Genomic DNA, 18,433 nt, shown 5'->3' with positions numbered 1-18,433 from the left:
ATGAAAGTGGTGCTTTTTGCAGAATAGATTGAACGAACTGCGCGTGTTTTATTCCTCTACCCAAAGTAAGTCGCTCATAATTCCGTCGGAAATGAATATTCCTTCACGCGTAAGACGTAGCGTATTGTTTTGAATGGTCATCAATTTCTGCTTGATGTGCGGCGAAGCCATTTTCAGACAATAGTTGAACAGCTTATCTCCAAATCTTTCTTTCAGTATCAATAAATTCATTCCCCAACAGGTTCTGATGGAGGTAATAACAAAGTCGTTGTATCGGGTATATAAATTTTCCTCTTCTTTTTCAAAGTTTAATTTCCCTACTTTAATGCCGTTTAGATAAGCATCCAATGAAGATATATTCCATTGGCGGGACATTCCGTCAAACGAATGTGCAGACGGACCGCAACCTAAGTACTTTTTGCCGGTCCAATAACCGGAGTTGTGTTTGGAATGATAATTTGGTAAACAGAAATTGGAGATTTCATAATGAATGTATCCTGCCGCTTTTAACTCATCCATTAGCATGGTGAAGAACTTCAGGCTTAGATTTTCATCTACTTCTTGGATTTTATGTTGTTTTAGGAGCTTATATAGCGGAGTTCCTTTTTCGTATATCAGGTGGTATGCGGATATGTGTTCAGGTTTCAACGCAATAGCTTGTTGTAGATCGGAAAGCCATTGCTCAATCGTTTCATGGGGTAATCCGTACATTAAATCTATGCTGATGTTTTGAAATCCTGCATGGCGGCAAGCTTGATAAGCATTCATCGCTTCGACCGCAGAATGTCGGCGATGCAGAACTTTTAAAGTGTCTTCGTTAAAAGTCTGAATACCCATACTGATACGATTAAAAGACAATCGGCGGAGCATGGTGATATATTCAGTTTTCAAATCATCGGGGTTGCATTCGATAGTGATTTCAGCATCGTTCTTAACTTGATATACCTTATATATAAGTGAAAGGATTTTTGATAGCTGATTCTCATTTAATTGAGATGGAGTTCCGCCTCCAAAGTATATGGTTTCTATCTCATCTCCATTAAGGTAATTCCTTCTCATCTCCAGCTCTTTACATAACGTTTCGGCATACACCTGTTGCATTTCATGATGAGTAGTGGAGTAGAAGTCGCAGTAGATACATCTGTTTTTACAAAATGGTATATGAATATAGATTCCGGCCATGACAATTACTTTAACGTGGGCAAATATACGACTAAAAAGTATAAAACAACTCGTTTTATGCTTTATAACACTTTAGATTCGTTGTTATTCTTAATATTATTTTCTAATTTGCGCTCCGCATTTTGAAAAGTATGATGACATACTGAATGTTAATAATAAAATCTTAGATATCATGAAAGTTTATCAAACAAACGAAATCAAAAACATTGCCCTTTTGGGTAATCATGGAGCTGGAAAGACCACCCTCACAGAGTCCTTACTCTATGGGAGTGGCGTTATAAAACGTAGAGGAACCGTTGAAGCTCATAACACTGTAAGTGATTATTTTCCAGTAGAACAAGAGTATGGTTATTCTGTATTCTCAACTGTTTTCCATGTAGAATGGAACAATAAGAAACTGAATATCATCGATTGTCCGGGTAGTGATGATTTTGTTGGAGCAGCTGTTACTGCATTAAATGTAACCGATGCCGCTGTCATTTTGTTGAACGGGCAGTATGGAGTTGAAGTGGGTACACAGAACCATTTCCGTTACACAGAGAAACTTCAGAAGCCGGTTATTTTTCTCGTCAATCAGTTGGATAATGAAAAATGCGATTACGATCAAATTCTTGAACAGTTGCGTTCAAGCTATGGTCAAGGCATAGTCCCTATTCAGTACCCATTAGAGACAGGACCAAACTTCAATTCGCTCATTGATGTGCTGTTGATGAAGAAGTATTCTTGGAAATCTGAAGGTGGTGCTCCTATTATTGAAGATATCCCTGCTGATCAGAAAGAGAAAGCCGAAGCGTGGCATAAAGTATTAGTCGAGGCTGCTGCCGAGCATGATGAAAGCTTGATGGAGAAGTTTTTTGAATCAGATGAACTGACGGAAGATGAGATGCGAGAAGGTATCCGTAAAGGCTTGATCAGTCGTGGTATGTTCCCGGTATTTTGCGTATGCGCAAAGAAAGATATGGGTGTTCGTCGTCTGATGGAATTTTTGGGTAACGTTGTTCCTTTCGTTTCTGATATGCCGGTACTTCAGAATTCAAAAGGAGAGGATGTTCCTACCGATTCTAATGGCCCTGTTTCTCTTTATTTCTTTAAGACCGGTATTGAACCACATATTGGCGGTGTTCAGTACTTTAAGGTTATGAACGGTACCATTAAGGAAGGTACTGATTTGGAGAATGCCGACAGAGGTTCAAAAGAACGTATCGCACAGCTGTTTGTTCCTGCCGGCGCAACTCGTATTCCTATATCTGAATTGCATGCCGGTGATATCGGTTGTACCGTTAAACTGAAAGATGTAAAAACAGGTAATGCCCTGAATGATAAAGGATTGAGCTGGACATATAATTTTGTGAAATATCCTAATCCGAAGTATTCACGTGCCATCAAGGCAGTGAACGAGGCTGATATGGAGAAGATGATAACAGTTCTGAATAAGATGCGTGAAGAAGATCCTACTTGGTTGGTAGAGCAGTCTAAAGAGTTGCGTCAGACTATTGTTCGTGGTCAGGGTGAGTTCCATCTTCGTACATTAAAATGGCGTTTGGAGAATAATGAAGGATTGCAGGTAGAGTATGGCGAGCCACGTATTCCTTATCGTGAGACTATTACGAAGGCTGCTCGTGCCGATTATCGCCATAAGAAACAGTCAGGTGGTGCCGGTCAGTTTGGCGAGGTTCATCTCATTGTTGAACCTTATACAGAAGGCATGCCCGATCCAACTACTTATAAGTTCAATGGACAAGAATATAAAATCAATGTTAAGAGTAAGGAAGAGATTCCATTGGAGTGGGGTGGTAAGCTGGTATTTATCAACTCAGTTGTTGGTGGCGCTATCGATACTCGCTTTATGCCCGCTATCCTGAAAGGTATCATGGGGCGTATGGAACAAGGTCCGTTAACCGGTTCTTATGCTCGTGATGTTCGTGTTATTGTTTACGATGGTAAGATGCACCCTGTAGATTCAAATGAGATTTCATTTATGTTGGCAGGTCGTCATGCATTTAGTGATGCGTTCAAGAATGCCGGTCCAAAGATTTTGGAACCTATCTATGATGTTGTGGTATTGGTTCCAAACGATTTCATGGGCGATGTAATGAGTGACATCCAAGGACGTCGTGGTATCATTATGGGTATGAGTAGCGAGAAGAGTTATCAGAAACTTCAAGCTAAGGTGCCATTAAAGGAAATGTCTAATTATTCTACCGCTTTAAGCTCTATTACCGGAGGACGTGCTTCATTCACCATGAAGTTTGCAAGTTACGAATTGGTTCCTGGTGATGTTCAGGATAAGCTTATTAAAGAGTTTGAAGCTCAAGAGGCTCAAGAAGAATAATATCTTAATTTTAATTATAAATGATAGAGGAATGTATCGGTAGGATATATTCCTCTATTTTTATTTATTTAATAAATAAGTAATCATATTTTTCTATATTGTTAAAATTGAGCAAAATTGGCAGATTTTTGATTTAATAATTATGATAATAAATTTAACAGTTTTACTTTTGCTATATGAAAAAGTCGACAATTTTAATATTAGGTGCTGTGATGGGCGTATCATTTCTCATATTGCTTTATCTTCAGGTGAGCTATATTGAGGAGATGGTAAGTATGCGTCAGGAACAGTTTGAAGAGTCTGTTAAACGTAGTTTGGTGCAGGCTTGCAAGAATATTGAATTGGTTGAGACGAAGAAATATTTGGAAGCGGATGTTGTCGCGACGGAACGGGCTAACCGGCTGTCAGCCCTTACAGACGATTCGCTAACTAATGATACCACTATTCACAGACGTTATTCGGTGTCAACGATTGATGGATTAGGAGGGATCTCATCATTTGAGTTCAATATTACTACTAATCGTCCTTCAAGTGTGCCCAAAGCATTTATCTCTTCATCCGGAAAGAACATTCCGCAGACTTCAAAAGCTTTGCAGGATATTTTGAAAGAGCGTTATGTCTATCAGCGTGCACTCCTTGATGAAGTGATTTATAACATCTTGTATACGGCAAGCGACAAACCTTTGGCTAAGCGGGTAAACTTCCGCCAATTGGATTCATTCCTGAAGACGGAACTATTGAACAACGGCATTGACATTCTGTATCATTTTACAGTTACCGACCGTGATGGGAAAGAAGTTTATCGTTGTTCCGACTATACAAGCGCGGGCAGTAACCATACGTTTACACAGGAATTGTTTAAAAACGATCCACCTGCACGTATGGGATTTGTGAATATTCATTTTCCTGACTTGGATCGTTACATTTTCCGCTCTGTAAAGTTTATGATTCCGTCCATTATCTTTACGCTCGTATTACTGGTAACATTCATCTTTACCATTTATATCATCTTCCGTCAGAAGAAGTTGACGGAGATAAAGAACGATTTTATCAATAATATGACACACGAGTTTAAGACACCTATCTCTACTATTTCTCTGGCCGCCCAGATGTTGCAGGATCCTGAGATAGGAAAGTCGCCGGCTATGTTTAAGCACATATCCGGAGTGATTAACGATGAGACTAAACGTCTGCGCTTTCAAGTAGAGAAGGTGCTTCAGATGTCTATGTTTGAGCGTCAAAAAGCAGTGCTGAAAAAGAAAGAAGTAAATGCCCATAAGCTGATAGATGGTGTTGTTAACTCTTTCTCGTTGAAAGTAGAGAAGTATAGCGGATCAATCACTACCGATCTGCAGGCTGCTGATCCATATATCTTTGTCGATGAGATGCACTTTACTAACGTGATTTTCAATTTATTGGATAATGCTGTCAAATACCGTAACCCGGCTAGAGAATTGAATCTGAATATTCGTACGTGGAATGATGGAAATAAGTTGAATATCTCTATTGAAGACAATGGTATAGGAATAAAGAAGGAGAACTTGAAGAAAATTTTCGATAAGTTCTATCGCGTTCACACCGGAAACTTGCACGATGTGAAAGGATTTGGCTTAGGATTGGCTTATGTCCATAAAATAGTGACCGATCATGGCGGGACCATCCGTGCCGAGAGCGAATATGGGCAAGGAACTAAATTTATAATTGCAATACCTTTATTAAAAAATGAATAATATGGACGAGAAATTACGTATCTTATTGTGCGAAGATGATGAAAATCTTGGCATGCTGTTGAGAGAGTATCTCCAGGCAAAGAATTACTCGGCAGACCTCTTCCCTGATGGTGATGCCGGATACAAAGCATTTCTGAGGAATAAGTATGATTTATGTATTCTGGATGTTATGATGCCGAAGAAAGACGGCTTTACATTAGCACAGGAAATACGCCAGGCTAATGTTGAAGTCCCTATTATCTTCCTTACTGCGAAGACCTTGAAAGAGGATATTCTCGAGGGATTCAAGATTGGTGCAGATGATTACATCACCAAGCCGTTCAGCATGGAAGAACTTACTTTCCGTATCGAAGCTATTTTCCGTCGTGTACGTGGAAAACGCTCTAAGGAACGCAATGTATATAAGATTGGTAAGTTTACTTTCGATACCCAGAAGCAGTTGCTTTCTATCGGTGATGAGAGTACTAAGCTGACTACTAAGGAGTCAGAACTTCTTGGTTTGCTTTGCGCTCATGCAAATGAGATTCTTCAGCGCGATTTTGCTTTGAAGACTATCTGGATTGATGATAATTATTTCAATGCTCGTAGCATGGATGTATATATTACCAAGTTGCGTAAGCATCTGCGTGCAGATGAGTCGGTTGAGATTATCAATATCCACGGTAAAGGTTATAAGCTTATTACTCCTGAGGCAGAGTAAGTAACTGATAGGAATATAAAAAGCCCGGAATCGAATGATCCCGGGCTTTTTTATGCTTTGATCTTTACTTATTCAGTAAATTTCTTGTTGAGAATGATGTAAACGATGATGCCGAAAACAATGAGAGCAGCAGATAACAACAGAACGTTGTTGTTATTGATGGCTGCGCTACCTGTGAAGAAGAGAGACATTAAAATGACAGCACCAACGATAATCATGATCAATCCTAAGTTTTTCAGTAAACCTTTCATGTTCGTATATTTTTATTGATTTATATTCTGAGCCACAAATTAAAGCATAATTTTATAAATAAGGAAATAATTTCGAAGAAAAATATGAAAAACAGATAATTCTTTGAAAAAGAAGAAAAAACAGGCTAATGAGTTTGTCGGTAATAAGAAAATCACTATCTTTGCGATCGCAATTAAATTTTTATTTAACAAATTAATTAACATAGTATGAATCAATACGAAACCGTTTTCATTTTAACTCCCGTTTTGTCTGATGATCAGATGAAGGAGACGGTAGAAAAGTTCAAAGGTATTCTTACTGCCGAAGGCGCTGAGATTATCAATGAAGAAAATTGGGGACTTAAGAAATTGGCCTACCCCATTGAGAAAAAAACAACAGGATTCTATCAACTGATAGAGTTTAATGCAAATCCGGAGACGATTGCAAAGTTAGAAGTTAATTATCGCCGTGACGAACGCGTCCTCCGTTACTTAACCGTACGTATGGAGAAATATGCTGCAGAATATGCTGCTAAGAGAAGAAATTTAAAATCAAATAAGGAGGCTTAATTATGGCACAGGATCAATCAGAAATCAGATATTTAACTCCGCCTTCAGTAGACGTTAAGAAGAAGAAATATTGCCGTTTTAAAAAGAATGGCATCAAGTATATTGACTATAAGGACCCCGAATTCTTAAAGAAGTTCTTAAATGAGCAGGGCAAGATTCTTCCTCGCCGTATCACAGGTACTTCTTGGAAATATCAGCGCCGTATTGCTACTGCAGTTAAGAGAGCACGCCACTTGGCTTTACTTCCATTTGTTACGGATATGTTGAAATAATAAGGAGAAATAAGTATGGAAATTATTTTGAAAGAAGATATAGCTAATTTGGGCTATAAAAATGATATCGTAAAAGTAAAATCTGGTTACGGTCGTAACTATCTTATTCCTTCCGGCAAAGCTGTTATCGCTTCTCCTTCTGCAAGAAAATCATTAGCAGAAGAGTTGAAACAGCGTGCTCACAAGTTGGAAAAGATTAAGAAAGACGCTGAAGCAATTGCTGATTCGTTGAAAGATGTTGCTCTGACAATTGCTACAAAGGTAAGCTCCACAGGTACTATCTTTGGTTCTGTTTCTAACATTCAGATTGCTGACGAACTTGAGAAACTTGGTCACAAGATTGATCGTAAGCTTATTACTGTTGCTCCTGTTAAGGAAGTCGGCAACTATGTTGCAACCGTTAAATTGCATAAAGAAGTTGTTGTAGAGATTCCTTTCAAGGTTATAGCAGAAGGTACTGAAGAAGAAGCTCCAAAAGCTGAATAACAATAGTAGGATGCTATATAAATACAAGCCTGACTCAAATGAGTCGGGCTTGTTGTTTTTAGAGTCATTGTATATAATTCCTTCAAGAGATACTTATAAACAGATGAAGTGATACGTATCATCATACCGGTTGATACGCGTGAATCGTCAAAAACTTCTGATGCTTTGGCACGGTCATGCGTATCATTTTCTTCTTTCTTCAGTTCTCTTTTTATATCGTCTTATTGTAATTTTTGGGCATAAAAAAAGCCTGTTGAGCAATGCCCGACAGGACTTCAATTCTCTCTGTTGCTCGTTAGATTACTGAGCAGCCTGTGTAGTTGAATCTGCAGGAGCAGCAACTGTATCGGTAGGAACAACAACTTCTTCAGTAGGAGCAGCCTCTTCTACAACAGCAGCTGAGTCTGCGCTTTCTTCTGTACCGGCAGTTTTATTTCCACATGATGCAAGTGAAATAGCTGCGAATGCCACGAACATAAAAACTAATTTTTTCATTTTCTTTTGCTTTTAAAAACTTGTAATAATAATGTGCTTTTTAAAACGGTGCAAAGATATATTCTTTTTGATATATCTTGTTCACATTAAACGGATTTTTTAGGGGTTGAATAGTTAAATAATACAAATTTAGTATGTTTGATAACATCTATATCATTCGTCTGCGATACTATTATATAAAAAACGTTTAATACTCCTTTTGGGAGTTTTCTCGAATTCCGTAGGGTAGAGCTGAATTTTATTAACCTGTTCGTAGTTTCCTACCAATGTATTCAATGTCTTTAAGTTCTCATCCATAATGGCTTTGACGTTATCCGGTGTGTTTAGCCCTACTTCGTCCAGACTGGTATAGTCGGGATACACCAGTGCTACCAATTTTTTGTTGCGTTCTATAATCAGACTCTCTAAGACAAACGGTAGGTTATTCAGTTTAGCTTCTATTTCTTCAGGGAATATGTTCTGACCGTTTGAACTCAGAATCATGGTTTTACTACGTCCACGGATAAAAATATTATTGTTATGGTCGATGGTACCTAAATCACCGGTACGCAGCCAACCGTCCTCCGTGAAGGCTTCTTCTGTTGCTTTATCATTTTTATAATAGCCTTTCATCACATTTTCGCCATGTACCTGAATCTCTCCGATTTCATTATATGGATCGTCAGAATCTATTCGTACTTCCATGGTATTCAGTATTTTCCCTGATGATCCCGGAACAAAATCTTCCCACCATGAATAGCTGATGAGAGGGGCACATTCAGTCATTCCATAACCGATGGTATAAGGAAATTTGATTTTTGTGAAGAATGCTGCTACTTCAGGGTTCATGGCAGCGCCACCTACGATGACTTCTTTGAACCGTCCTCCCAATGCATCGATCAGTCGCTTACGAATCTGTCCGTAAATTTGATTATTCAGCAAAGGAATATTGAGCGCAAACTTCATCTGTCGCTTGTTGATAAGCGGTAGAATAACATTCTTATACACTTTTTCGAGTACCAGTGGAACTGTGATAATCAGATTGGGTTTAATCTCTTCGAAAGCCTTGAGCAGAATTTTTGGAGCCGGAGTTTTTCCCAGCAGTGTGACATGTGTCCCCGCGGCGGTAGCGACAAGGAAGTCGAATGCACATCCGTAGGCATGAGCCAGAGGAAGGAAAGACAAATCGTTTTCACCCCGTTGGAGCAGTTTCGTTTTTAAACCGAATACCGTATTACCTGCCAGATTATTTCCCGTAAGCATAACTCCTTTACTGAACCCTGTCGTTCCCGAAGTATAATTTATTTCCATTATTTTTTCATTCGACAGTTCCGTATAGACGATGTCTTCTTTCCGAAAGCCTTTCGGATAAGTTTGTTGCATGGTTTGTGGTAAAGATCCGATAAATTTCTGAATAGTTTCTCCATCACGCTGATACAGACAACGAAAGTCGCTCAGAGAGAATACGGCACGAAGATCTTCCATCGCTTCTTGTTCCAGATTTTCCCATATATTATCGCTGACAAAAAGGAATGTCGCTTCGGAATGGTTGACAATGTGTTGCACATCGTTTGGCTTGAAGTCTTGTAAAATGGGAACGATGATGGCACCGTATGTTACAGTCGCCAAATATGCGATACACCAGTGCGAAGTATTCTTTCCAATCACTGCGATTCGTTCTCCACGGCGGAGACTGCAATGTTGGAATACCAAATGAACTTTTGCAATTTGTTCGGCAACTTGGCCATAAGTGTAAGTCCTATTTTCACCGTAATCGGTATAACATGGCAGATCCCAATTCTCTTTGAAGCTATTTTCGAATAATTTAATGAAATTCTCTTTTATCATTGCACAAAAAAACAAATAATGTGCAAAAGTATAGATAATTATTCTATAATAAAAAGAATTTTGCGTAAAATGTTTACCTTTGCAACGTAAAAGTTCATGTGAATGGTTGATTCTACTATATTTGAAGGCAAGACGGCGGTTTATTATACACTTGGTTGCAAGCTGAATTTCTCAGAGACCTCAACGATTGGTCGCACGTTGAGGAATGCCGGTATTCGAACTGCTCGTAAAGGTGAGAAGGCAGACATAATAGTAGTGAATACATGTTCGGTGACCGAAGTTGCCGATCACAAGTGTCGTCAGGCCATTCATAAACTTACTCGCAGGCATCCCGGAGCCTATGTCGTGGTGACAGGGTGTTATGCTCAATTAAAGCCGGAGACGGTATCGCATATTGCCGGGGTTGATGTGGTTCTCGGAGCCGATCAGAAAGGAGATATTCTGAAATATCTGGATAATTTGGAAAAACGTCAGACGGGTACAGCGGTGACTTCTCCGCTGAAGGATATCCGTACATTTATCCCTTCTTGTTCGCGTGGCGACCGTACCCGTTACTTTCTGAAAGTACAAGACGGATGTGATTATTTTTGTACTTATTGTACTATTCCGTTTGCTCGTGGAAGAAGTCGAAACGGGACGATAGAATCGTTGGTTAAAGAAGCACAACAAGCTGCTGATGAGGGAGGAAAAGAAATAGTAATTACCGGAGTAAATATAGGTGATTATGGCAAAACCACCCATGAGACGTTCCTCGATTTGATAAAGGAACTGGATAAAGTAGAGGGCATTCGCCGTTATCGCATTTCGTCCATTGAACCCGATTTGCTTACAGATGAAGTCATTGATTTTGTTGCTCGGTCGCGTGCCTTTATGCCACATTTTCATATTCCATTGCAAAGTGGAAGTGATCCGGTGCTCAAACTGATGCATCGTCGTTATGATACGGCACTATTTGCGAATAAAATACAACGGATAAAGGAAGAGATGCCTGATGCTTTCATTGGTGTTGATGTGATGGTAGGTACTCGCGGTGAGACAGAGGAATATTTTGAGGATGCTTATCATTTTATAGATAGTCTGGATGTGACACAACTTCATGTGTTTAGCTATTCAGAACGCCCCGGCACAATGGCACTGAAGATAGATTATATGGTTTCTCCCGATGAAAAGCATCGGCGCAGCCAATTGTTGCTTAATTTATCTGAAAAGAAGACGCATGCTTTTTATGAGCGACATATTGGGAAAGAAGTTGTAGTGCTGGCTGAGAGAGCTAAGGCAGGAATGCCGATGCACGGTTTTACAGATAATTATATACGTGTAGAGCTACCGCATAATAACGCAATAGACAATCAGTTAGTGCGAGTTCGCTTGGGGCAATTTAATGTCGAAGGAACTGCGTTAATAGGTGAATTACAATGAAGAAAGTATCGATAGTCATATTAAATTGGAATGGAGAAGAGATGCTCCGTAGTTTTCTTCCATCGGTTTGTAAGAACTCTGAAGTAGAGCAGGGGGATGTGGAAATTTGTGTCGCTGACAATGGCTCAACAGATGGTTCGCTTTCTATGTTGGAGAAAGAATTCCCATCAGTCCGTCAGATAGTTTTCGATAAAAATTATGGATTTGCCGAAGGATATAATAAGGCTCTTCAATTGATTAACGCGGAATATGTGGTCCTTTTAAACAGTGATGTGGAAGTAACAGTGGGTTGGCTTCGGCCGATGGTGAAGTATTTGGATTCTCATCCGAACGTGGCAGCTTGTCAGCCGAAGATTCTTTCACAGTTGGCTCATGAACAGGGTAAAGAAGTATTTGAGTATGCCGGTGCTTCCGGAGGATATATTGATGAGTATGGTTATCCTTTTTGCCGTGGTCGTATATTTAATACGGTGGAGGAAGATCATGGTCAGTACAATACTACAGCTATGATATTCTGGGCTTCGGGGGCGTCATTGTTTGTTCGTTTGTCCGATTATTGGGCTGTTGGTGGCTTGGATGGCCGTTTCTTTGCTCACATGGAAGAGATTGATTTCTGTTGGCGATTGCGCAGTAGAGGAAAAGGTATCGTTTGCATCCCCGAAAGTGTGGTATATCATGTAGGGGCTGCTACATTAAAGAAAGAGAATCCGAAGAAAACGTATCTTAATTTTCGAAATAATCTGTTGATGCTTTATAAGAATTTGGATAATTTCGAACTGCATAAGGTATTGTGTTTTCGTTGGTTTGCCGACCGTTTGGCTGCATTGGTATTCTTTTTGAAGGGGCATACCGATAATGCTTCCATATTGTTTGATGCTCGTCGTGATTTTTATAAAACACGTTATGGCTATGCTTCAGAGCGAGCTAAGAATATGATTTCCATGGTTGATGAACCTATACCTGAGCAGGCTAAATTCAGTATTCTCTTTAAATATTATATTGGGAGAAAGAAACGTTTTTCTCAGTTGAAGATAAACAGTTAACGGGTATATTTTATCTCCACTCCACATCTCTTTACCTGAGCACCCATGGGAGGGTTCTCTTTGAAAAGTTTGATTTCTATTTCTTCTATTTTGTTGAACTTACAGAATAAATGTTCTGCAATACGATTACATACATGTTCCAACAGTTTTGAAGGAATGCTCATCTCATCTTTTATAATATCATACACTGTGGCGTAGTTGATGGTTCCTTTTAACTCATCGGTACGGGCAGCTTCTGTAAAGTTTGTTTTTATCCGTAAGTCGATAAGAAAGTCCGCGCCTACAGTTTGCTCCTGTTCATCGACGCCATGGGAAGCATGAATGCGTAATCCGCTTAGCGTGATATACATATCTTTTGCTTTCATATATTGTATAAATAAAGGAGGTGATGAAAAAAGGCTGCCTCCCCCGAGGGAGAAACAGCCTTTCCACTTATTTTAGATAGTAATTAACCACATCTTGATGCTCCACAATTTTTGCAAATCAGGCAACCTTCTTGATAAATCAGACTTTCATGTCCGCAATTAGGACAAGTCATTCCTTCCGCTTTTGTTCCATCCATCACGTATTTCTTCAGCGCACGTTCAACCCCGTTTTTCCATGTATTGATACTCTCGCTGTCGAGTTGTAATGAATCGACTAACTTGATTACACGGTCGATAGGCATGCGCCAACGGAGGACGCCGGAAATGAGTTTGGCGTAGTTCCAGTATTCTTTGTTGAACTTCTCGGACAAACCTTCAATCGTAGTTTTGTATCCGCGTTTGTTCTCAAACTGAAAATCGTAATGCTTATAACCGTCATCGTCGATGTTTTTGACTATACGTCCTTTGGTGACAGATTTTGGAAGAAGGATTCCTTCATCATCATCCTGCAAACCGGTAAAGATTTCGTAAGGGCGACCATCTAACAGACCGACGAAAGCAACCCATTTCTCTTTGTTATTCTGGAAACGGATAACGTCAGCCTCCAATGACTTCGGACGGACTTCGACAACTTCCGGTTGTTTACATTCCGGAATCATTTTTTTTTCTTCTTTTGAGGCTGCGACTAAAACACCGGCACGCGATCCGTCACGATAAACGGTACATCCTTTACATCCGCATTTCCATGCTTCAATATATAGTCGGTTAACTAAGTCCTCGTCTACGTTTGCCGGCAGATTAATAGTAACACTAATGCTATGATCAACCCATTTCTGGATACGTCCTTGCATCTTTACTTTTTCCATCCAATCGACATCGTTGGCAGTAGCTTTATAATAAGGAGATTGGGCAACCAGTTCGTCAATTTCTTCTTGGGTGTAACGTTTGGTTTTATCGTATCCGTTGACATCCATCCATTTCAGGAATTTCTGGTGATAAACGATATATTCTTCGAATGCGTCACCTGTTTCATCGACAAAATCTACATGTACTTCCTCGTCGTTGGGGTTAACTTTACGACGACGTTTGTAGACAGGCATAAAGACCGGCTCTATGCCTGAAGTGGTTTGAGTCATCAGACTTGTGGTACCGGTAGGAGCAATGGTCAGACAGGCAATGTTACGCCGTCCATATTTAACCATGTCTTCATACAATTCATGGTCGGCATTCTTGAGCCGGATAATGAAAGGATTGTTCTTTTCTCGTTTAGTATCATAGACAGTAAAAGCCCCCCGTTCTTTAGCCATCTCAACCGATGAACGATAGGCTGATAGCGCAACTGTTTTATGAACGTTTTCCGCAAAGTCGGTAGCTTCCTCTGTTCCGTAGCGGAGTCCCATTGCGGCAATCATATCTCCTTCGGCGGTGATGCCTACACCGGTACGTCTGCCTTCAATAGTCTTTTTCTTTATCTTTTCCCACAGATGATGCTCTGTATATTTTACTTCATCACTTTCCGGATCTGCCTCAATCTTAGCGAGAATCTTATCAATTTTCTCTTCTTCCAAATCAATGATGTCATCCATAATGCGCTGAGCAAGAATAACATGTTTTTTGAACAAATCGAAATCGAAGTATGCATCCTTGGTAAATGGTTTTTGAACATAAAAGTAGAGGTTCATAGCCAACAGACGGCACGAGTCGTAAGGGCAAAGCGGAATTTCACCACACGGATTGGTAGAAATAGTCTTGTAACCGAGGTCGGCATAGCAATCAGGTACCGACTCGCGGATGATGGTATCCCAAAAGAGTACTCCCGGTTCTGCCGACTTCCATGCATTGTGAACAATTTTTTTCCATAATGCTTGAGCATCTATTTCTTTTGAATAAACAGGCATCGGAGAGTCAATAGGATACTGCTGTACGTATGGCTTTCCTTCGATGGCTGCTTCCATGAACTCATCATCCAACTTAACTGAAACGTTTGCACCGGTTACTTTTCCCTCTGTCATCTTTGCGTCGATAAACGATTCGGAATCCGGATGTTTGATGGATACACTTAGCATCAATGCTCCGCGACGACCGTCTTGCGCGACTTCCCGTGTTGAGTTTGAATAGCGTTCCATGAATGGAACTAATCCTGTAGAGGTAAGCGCTGAGTTCTTTACCGGCGAACCTTTCGGGCGAATATCCGACATGTCGTGACCTACACCGCCACGACGTTTCATTAATTGTACTTGCTCCTCGTCAATCTTCATGATGGCTCCGTAAGAATCGGAAGCCCCCTCAATACCAATAACGAAACAGTTGGAAAGGGAAGCGACTTGGTATTCATTGCCAATGCCGGTCATCGGACTTCCTTGAGGAACAATATAACGGAAATGATCCATCAGGTCGAAGAGCTCTTGAGCACTCAACCCGTTAGGATATTTCTTTTCAATACGTGCGAGCTCATTAGCGATACGCCAGTGCATGTCAGTCGGAGTCTTTTCGAAAATATGTCCAAAAGAATCTTTTAGAGCGTATTTGTTGACCCAGACACGTGCCGCAAGTTCATCACCATCGAAGTATTTTAGTGTAGCTTCGTAAGCTTCATCGTAAGTATAACTTTGCTTTTCCACTTTTTATATATAAAGAAAATAAAACATAAACTATAATAATAGAAGTTTCGTTTATGTTTTTCTGAATGACTTTGCAAAGCTATAGACGATTTTGATTTTTACAAAACAAATCATTAAAAAGTTATCAACAATTTGAAAGTTTTCTATTAAAGAGAGTTATTAACTTGATTGTCAAAGCGAAATGAATTTTACTTCTGGCCGATTGTTTCTCTTTTTGAAAACTTGTATGCCGAAAAGATTTCTTGTTTTTTTGAATTTATATTTGATTGTCATTATCTTTGTGAAAAATATGGAAGATATGAAACACTTGGATTTTATTCAAAATCGTCGAAGTATACGAAAATATTCCGATCAGGAAATCTCCGATGACTTGTTGAATGATTTGCTTGAAGAATCGTTTAGGGCAGCTACGATGGGTAATATGCAACTTTATAGTGTTATTGTTACTCGCGATAAGAAGATGAAAGAGAAATTAGCCCCTGCTCATTTCCGGCAACCGATGGTTACCGGAGCTTCCGTAGTGCTTACTTTCTGTGCCGACTTTAATCGTTTTAGTCAATGGTGTGCCGAACGGGATGCAGTTCCCGGTTATGATAATTTATTGTCTTTCCTTAACGCTATGTCAGACGCGCTACTTGTCGTTCAGAATTTCTGTACGTTAGCAGAGGCAAATGGGCTGGGACTATGTTATTTAGGTACCACTATTTATAATCCTGACCCGATTATTGATTTGTTGAAACTTCCCAAACTGGTTATGCCGATATCAACTATCACGGTCGGCTATCCGGCTGAGAATCCTGCTCAGACAGATCGTTTGCCTGTCGAAGGACTTATTCATCAGGAGACTTATCATGATTACACCGGTGAAGATATAAATCGTATTTATGCTTATAAGGAGTCACTTCCTGAGAACCATCAATTTATGAAAGAAAACGATAAAGCGACATTGGCTCAAGTGTTTACCGATGTACGTTATAAGAAATCGGACAATGAATTTATGTCCGATCAGTTTATAAAGACACTTAAAAGGCAGGGATTTTTAAAATAATCAGCAGAGAGGCATGTCAAAATAAAATGTTGGCGCGATATGTATGAGTTGCTAAAGTCATCTGTATGAGTAGATCAATTCATGCGTATGAGTTGAACGGTTCATCCGCATGAGTTGAACGGTTCATGCGTATGAGTTGAACGGTTCATGCGTATGAGTTGAACGATTCATCCGCATGAGTTGAACGATTGGCGCATATCACTTTTACCGGTCATCTTGATGATAAATTTAATGAATTTGACGAAAGAGGAAAGACATCGTTTAAACATTCCATAAGGACGTATTTTACCTTCGCGGGTATTCTCATAGTTTTGTTGTTTCATCGAATTCCTGTTAAAATAAATAAGAGAGTATGTCTGTTCGGGCATACTCTCTTATTATTAGGTCTACGACTAAGTCATTTATTTCTTCAAAGATGATTCAATTTCATCCAGTTCACTCTTAAATACCTTGTCAACTTGTGCTTGATTCTCAACCATTCTGCACGCATGTAAAACAGTGGCATGGTCTTTTCTGCCAATGATTAAACCGATTTTCGACGTAGAGTTGTCGGTGTGTTTCTTTGCTAAATACATGGCTATCTGTCGGGCTTGTACCAGTTCGCGTTTACGACTCTTTGCATGAATTGCAGATTCCTCCATGCCGAAGTGACTGCATACTTTCTGAATAATTTCCTCGATAGTAATGTTTTTGTTTACCATCTTGACAGCCTTGTGGACAATCCGTTCAGCCAAACTGAGGTCAATATCACGTTTAAAGATGATGGACTGTGCGAGGAGGGAGTTGATGATTCCTTCCAGCTCACGTACACTCTCTTCCACGTTCTCGGCAATGTAGTTTATTACCTCATCGGGGATGGTCAAACCGTCACGACAGATTTTATTACGCAGGATATTTCTTCTCAACTCCAGATCAGGTTTATACATTTCGGCGACCAATCCACCCTTAAAGCGAGTCAAAAGGCGGTCTTCCATACCTTGAAGCATCATCGGAGGGCGGTCGCAAGTCATTATCAGCTGCTTTCCGTTCTGGTGTAGATGGTTGAAGATGTGGAAGAACGTGTTTTGGGTCTGAGTCTTCCCTGTAAATTCCTGAACATCATCGAGTATCAGAACATCTATGCTCTGATAGAAGTTGATGAAATTGTTCGAGTTATTGGTGCGGACAGCATCGGTATACTGAATCATGAAAAGATGTGCAGATACATACAATACTCTCTTTTCCGGATACAGCTCTTTAATGCGTGTTCCAACAGCATTGGCCAAATGAGTTTTTCCTACCCCCGATGGCCCGAATAGGAACAGCGGGTTAAATGATTTTGCCGGATGCTGTGCGATGGCTTCTCCTGCTGTACGCGAAAGCTCATTGCTCGTACCTTTAATGAAAGTCTCGAAATTATAGTCCGGATTCAAATGTGAATCCAGATCCTGAACTTCCGGAGATTTTAAAGGGTCGGGAGATTTATTGACATCTTTTATAGGCTTCACTGTTACAGCTGCCGAACGGTTACTCCCCGGGTAATCAACGTATTGATTACTTGTACTATCGGTTAATACATGGTACATTAATTTGGCATCATTTCCAATCTCCTTATGTAATGCCTCACTTAATACCCCTAAGTAATTCTCCTCTAAATATTCGATGAAGAATGGACTTGGTACCCCAAGTGTTAAGGTTTTGTTCTCATACTTCAAAGGGCGAATGTTATTGAACCATGTATTAAAAGCCGTCTCATTGATACCGTTATCTTTTATAAACTGTAAACAGCGGTTCCAGAGTGCGACGTGTTCTTTATCATTCATATTACTATCTAAATTCTAATAAACGAAACTTCTATACTACAAATGACGGAAAGTTTTTTGAAAAATAAAAATGTTCTTTTCCTTGCAAATAAGAGAAAAAGAATAAGTCGTTTACTTTCAGTTGTTTATTAATTGATTATGTAATAGGGGGGTGAAAAAAAGATTTGTTATTTTCAAAGGTACTGATCTTAAAGTGTTTGGCGAACTCTGTTGTCAATGAAAAAGAAAAAGGACGCTCTTTGTTCGAAACAAAGAAACGTCCTTAAATGCTTTGATATTACATGCTTCTTCCTTTTATAAAATAAAATCGT

The 18,433-nt window shown here is 39.7% G+C and carries 17 protein-coding genes; 9 read left to right on the top strand and 8 right to left on the bottom strand.

Annotated features, from left to right (window positions below):
* Positions 1-48: 48 nt before the first annotated feature.
* A complete protein-coding gene (hemW, locus tag LO761_RS04635; protein ID WP_272817167.1) occupies positions 49-1,182 on the bottom strand; it encodes a radical SAM family heme chaperone HemW in 1,134 nt (377 codons plus the stop codon).
* Positions 1,183-1,354: 172 nt separating this feature from the next.
* Here hemW and LO761_RS04630 point away from each other — a divergent pair, with 172 nt between their 5' ends.
* The 3 genes from LO761_RS04630 to rprY all read left to right on the top strand — a co-directional run bounded on the left by LO761_RS04630 (position 1,355) and on the right by rprY (position 5,944).
* Positions 1,355-3,514 carry an elongation factor G gene (locus tag LO761_RS04630; RefSeq protein WP_272817166.1) on the top strand — a complete coding sequence of 720 codons (2,160 nt, stop codon included), beginning with the start codon at positions 1,355-1,357 and terminating at the stop codon, positions 3,512-3,514.
* Between the two features lie 176 nt (positions 3,515-3,690).
* Complete coding sequence (locus LO761_RS04625) at positions 3,691-5,244, top strand: sensor histidine kinase (RefSeq protein ID WP_272817165.1); 1,554 nt, start codon at positions 3,691-3,693, stop codon at positions 5,242-5,244.
* Complete coding sequence (gene rprY, locus LO761_RS04620) at positions 5,237-5,944, top strand: response regulator transcription factor RprY (protein WP_272817164.1); 708 nt, start codon at positions 5,237-5,239, stop codon at positions 5,942-5,944. The genes LO761_RS04625 and rprY overlap by 8 nt, the downstream gene beginning before the upstream one ends.
* A 68-nt stretch (positions 5,945-6,012) precedes the next feature.
* On the opposite strand, the gene LO761_RS04615 is transcribed toward rprY, so the two are convergent.
* Complete coding sequence (locus tag LO761_RS04615; protein ID WP_272817163.1) at positions 6,013-6,195, bottom strand: hypothetical protein; 183 nt, start codon at positions 6,193-6,195, stop codon at positions 6,013-6,015.
* Between the two features lie 207 nt (positions 6,196-6,402).
* On the opposite strand from LO761_RS04615, the gene rpsF reads away from it, so the two are divergent.
* The 3 genes from rpsF to rplI are packed head-to-tail and all read left to right on the top strand — an operon-like array spanning position 6,403 to position 7,502.
* Positions 6,403-6,744, top strand: coding sequence for a 30S ribosomal protein S6 (gene rpsF / locus LO761_RS04610; RefSeq protein ID WP_272817162.1), 342 nt, complete (start codon positions 6,403-6,405; stop codon positions 6,742-6,744).
* Between the two features lie 2 nt (positions 6,745-6,746).
* The gene (gene rpsR, locus LO761_RS04605; RefSeq protein ID WP_272817161.1) at positions 6,747-7,016 is read left to right on the top strand and encodes a 30S ribosomal protein S18; all 270 of its coding nucleotides are present in this window, start codon (positions 6,747-6,749) and stop codon (positions 7,014-7,016) included.
* A gap of 15 nt (positions 7,017-7,031) precedes the next feature.
* Complete coding sequence (gene rplI, locus LO761_RS04600; protein ID WP_272817160.1) at positions 7,032-7,502, top strand: 50S ribosomal protein L9; 471 nt, start codon at positions 7,032-7,034, stop codon at positions 7,500-7,502.
* 300 nt (positions 7,503-7,802) lie between these two features.
* Here the strand turns inward: rplI and LO761_RS04595 are convergent, their stop codons facing one another.
* Together LO761_RS04595 and LO761_RS04590 are read right to left on the bottom strand one after the other, a co-directional pair.
* Positions 7,803-7,997 carry a PG1828 family lipoprotein gene (locus tag LO761_RS04595; RefSeq protein ID WP_272817159.1) on the bottom strand — a complete coding sequence of 65 codons (195 nt, stop codon included), beginning with the start codon at positions 7,995-7,997 and terminating at the stop codon, positions 7,803-7,805.
* A 153-nt stretch (positions 7,998-8,150) separates the two neighbouring features.
* A complete protein-coding gene (locus LO761_RS04590; protein WP_272817158.1) occupies positions 8,151-9,824 on the bottom strand; it encodes a long-chain fatty acid--CoA ligase in 1,674 nt (557 codons plus the stop codon).
* A 102-nt stretch (positions 9,825-9,926) separates the two neighbouring features.
* On the opposite strand from LO761_RS04590, the gene mtaB reads away from it, so the two are divergent.
* Positions 9,927-11,243: a tRNA (N(6)-L-threonylcarbamoyladenosine(37)-C(2))-methylthiotransferase MtaB gene (gene mtaB, locus LO761_RS04585; RefSeq protein WP_272817157.1), complete on the top strand. Its 1,317-nt coding sequence runs from the start codon at positions 9,927-9,929 to the stop codon at positions 11,241-11,243.
* Complete coding sequence (locus LO761_RS04580; protein WP_272817156.1) at positions 11,240-12,286, top strand: glycosyltransferase family 2 protein; 1,047 nt, start codon at positions 11,240-11,242, stop codon at positions 12,284-12,286. The genes mtaB and LO761_RS04580 overlap by 4 nt, the downstream gene beginning before the upstream one ends.
* Here LO761_RS04580 and folB read toward each other — a convergent pair.
* Together folB and LO761_RS04570 are read right to left on the bottom strand one after the other, a co-directional pair.
* A complete protein-coding gene (gene folB / locus LO761_RS04575; RefSeq protein ID WP_272817155.1) occupies positions 12,283-12,651 on the bottom strand; it encodes a dihydroneopterin aldolase in 369 nt (122 codons plus the stop codon). The two genes, LO761_RS04580 and folB, sit on opposite strands and share 4 nt — an antisense overlap.
* A gap of 83 nt (positions 12,652-12,734) precedes the next feature.
* A complete protein-coding gene (locus LO761_RS04570) occupies positions 12,735-15,272 on the bottom strand; it encodes an adenosylcobalamin-dependent ribonucleoside-diphosphate reductase (protein WP_272817154.1) in 2,538 nt (845 codons plus the stop codon).
* A 289-nt stretch (positions 15,273-15,561) separates the two neighbouring features.
* Between LO761_RS04570 and LO761_RS04565 the strand changes: the two genes are divergently transcribed.
* Entirely contained in the window at positions 15,562-16,320 is a 759-nt protein-coding gene (locus LO761_RS04565; RefSeq protein WP_272817153.1) for an NADPH-dependent oxidoreductase, read from the top strand.
* A gap of 167 nt (positions 16,321-16,487) precedes the next feature.
* Here the strand turns inward: LO761_RS04565 and LO761_RS04560 are convergent, their stop codons facing one another.
* Complete coding sequence (locus tag LO761_RS04560; RefSeq protein ID WP_272817152.1) at positions 16,488-16,643, bottom strand: hypothetical protein; 156 nt, start codon at positions 16,641-16,643, stop codon at positions 16,488-16,490.
* 78 nt (positions 16,644-16,721) lie between these two features.
* Positions 16,722-18,122 (bottom strand): chromosomal replication initiator protein DnaA, encoded by a 1,401-nt coding sequence (gene dnaA / locus LO761_RS04555; protein ID WP_272817151.1) that lies wholly within the window; start codon positions 18,120-18,122, stop codon positions 16,722-16,724.
* Between the last annotated feature and the right edge of the window lie 311 nt (positions 18,123-18,433).

Origin of the sequence: Phocaeicola oris (assembly GCF_021295095.1) — a bacterium.
Lineage (GTDB): Bacteria > Bacteroidota > Bacteroidia > Bacteroidales > Bacteroidaceae > Phocaeicola > Phocaeicola oris.
The sequence above is the reverse complement of the archived record's forward strand: the minus strand, read 5'-3'. Positions and strand labels throughout refer to the sequence as shown.

What these genes read in the sequence shown, in the direction of transcription:
- LO761_RS04615 (WP_272817163.1), bottom strand. Translation starts at nt 6,195, where the DNA reads ATGAAAGGTTTACTGAAAAACTTAGGATTGATCATGATTATCGTTGGT.
- LO761_RS04580 (WP_272817156.1), top strand. Translation starts at nt 11,240, where the DNA reads ATGAAGAAAGTATCGATAGTCATATTAAATTGGAATGGAGAAGAGATG.
- dnaA (WP_272817151.1), bottom strand. Translation starts at nt 18,122, where the DNA reads ATGAATGATAAAGAACACGTCGCACTCTGGAACCGCTGTTTACAGTTT.
- mtaB (WP_272817157.1), top strand. Translation starts at nt 9,927, where the DNA reads ATGGTTGATTCTACTATATTTGAAGGCAAGACGGCGGTTTATTATACA.
- LO761_RS04560 (WP_272817152.1), bottom strand. Translation starts at nt 16,643, where the DNA reads ATGAAACAACAAAACTATGAGAATACCCGCGAAGGTAAAATACGTCCT.
- LO761_RS04595 (WP_272817159.1), bottom strand. Translation starts at nt 7,997, where the DNA reads ATGAAAAAATTAGTTTTTATGTTCGTGGCATTCGCAGCTATTTCACTT.
- hemW (WP_272817167.1), bottom strand. Translation starts at nt 1,182, where the DNA reads ATGGCCGGAATCTATATTCATATACCATTTTGTAAAAACAGATGTATC.
- LO761_RS04590 (WP_272817158.1), bottom strand. Translation starts at nt 9,824, where the DNA reads ATGATAAAAGAGAATTTCATTAAATTATTCGAAAATAGCTTCAAAGAG.
- LO761_RS04630 (WP_272817166.1), top strand. Translation starts at nt 1,355, where the DNA reads ATGAAAGTTTATCAAACAAACGAAATCAAAAACATTGCCCTTTTGGGT.
- LO761_RS04625 (WP_272817165.1), top strand. Translation starts at nt 3,691, where the DNA reads ATGAAAAAGTCGACAATTTTAATATTAGGTGCTGTGATGGGCGTATCA.
- rprY (WP_272817164.1), top strand. Translation starts at nt 5,237, where the DNA reads ATGAATAATATGGACGAGAAATTACGTATCTTATTGTGCGAAGATGAT.
- rpsR (WP_272817161.1), top strand. Translation starts at nt 6,747, where the DNA reads ATGGCACAGGATCAATCAGAAATCAGATATTTAACTCCGCCTTCAGTA.
- rpsF (WP_272817162.1), top strand. Translation starts at nt 6,403, where the DNA reads ATGAATCAATACGAAACCGTTTTCATTTTAACTCCCGTTTTGTCTGAT.
- rplI (WP_272817160.1), top strand. Translation starts at nt 7,032, where the DNA reads ATGGAAATTATTTTGAAAGAAGATATAGCTAATTTGGGCTATAAAAAT.
- folB (WP_272817155.1), bottom strand. Translation starts at nt 12,651, where the DNA reads ATGAAAGCAAAAGATATGTATATCACGCTAAGCGGATTACGCATTCAT.
- LO761_RS04565 (WP_272817153.1), top strand. Translation starts at nt 15,562, where the DNA reads ATGGAAGATATGAAACACTTGGATTTTATTCAAAATCGTCGAAGTATA.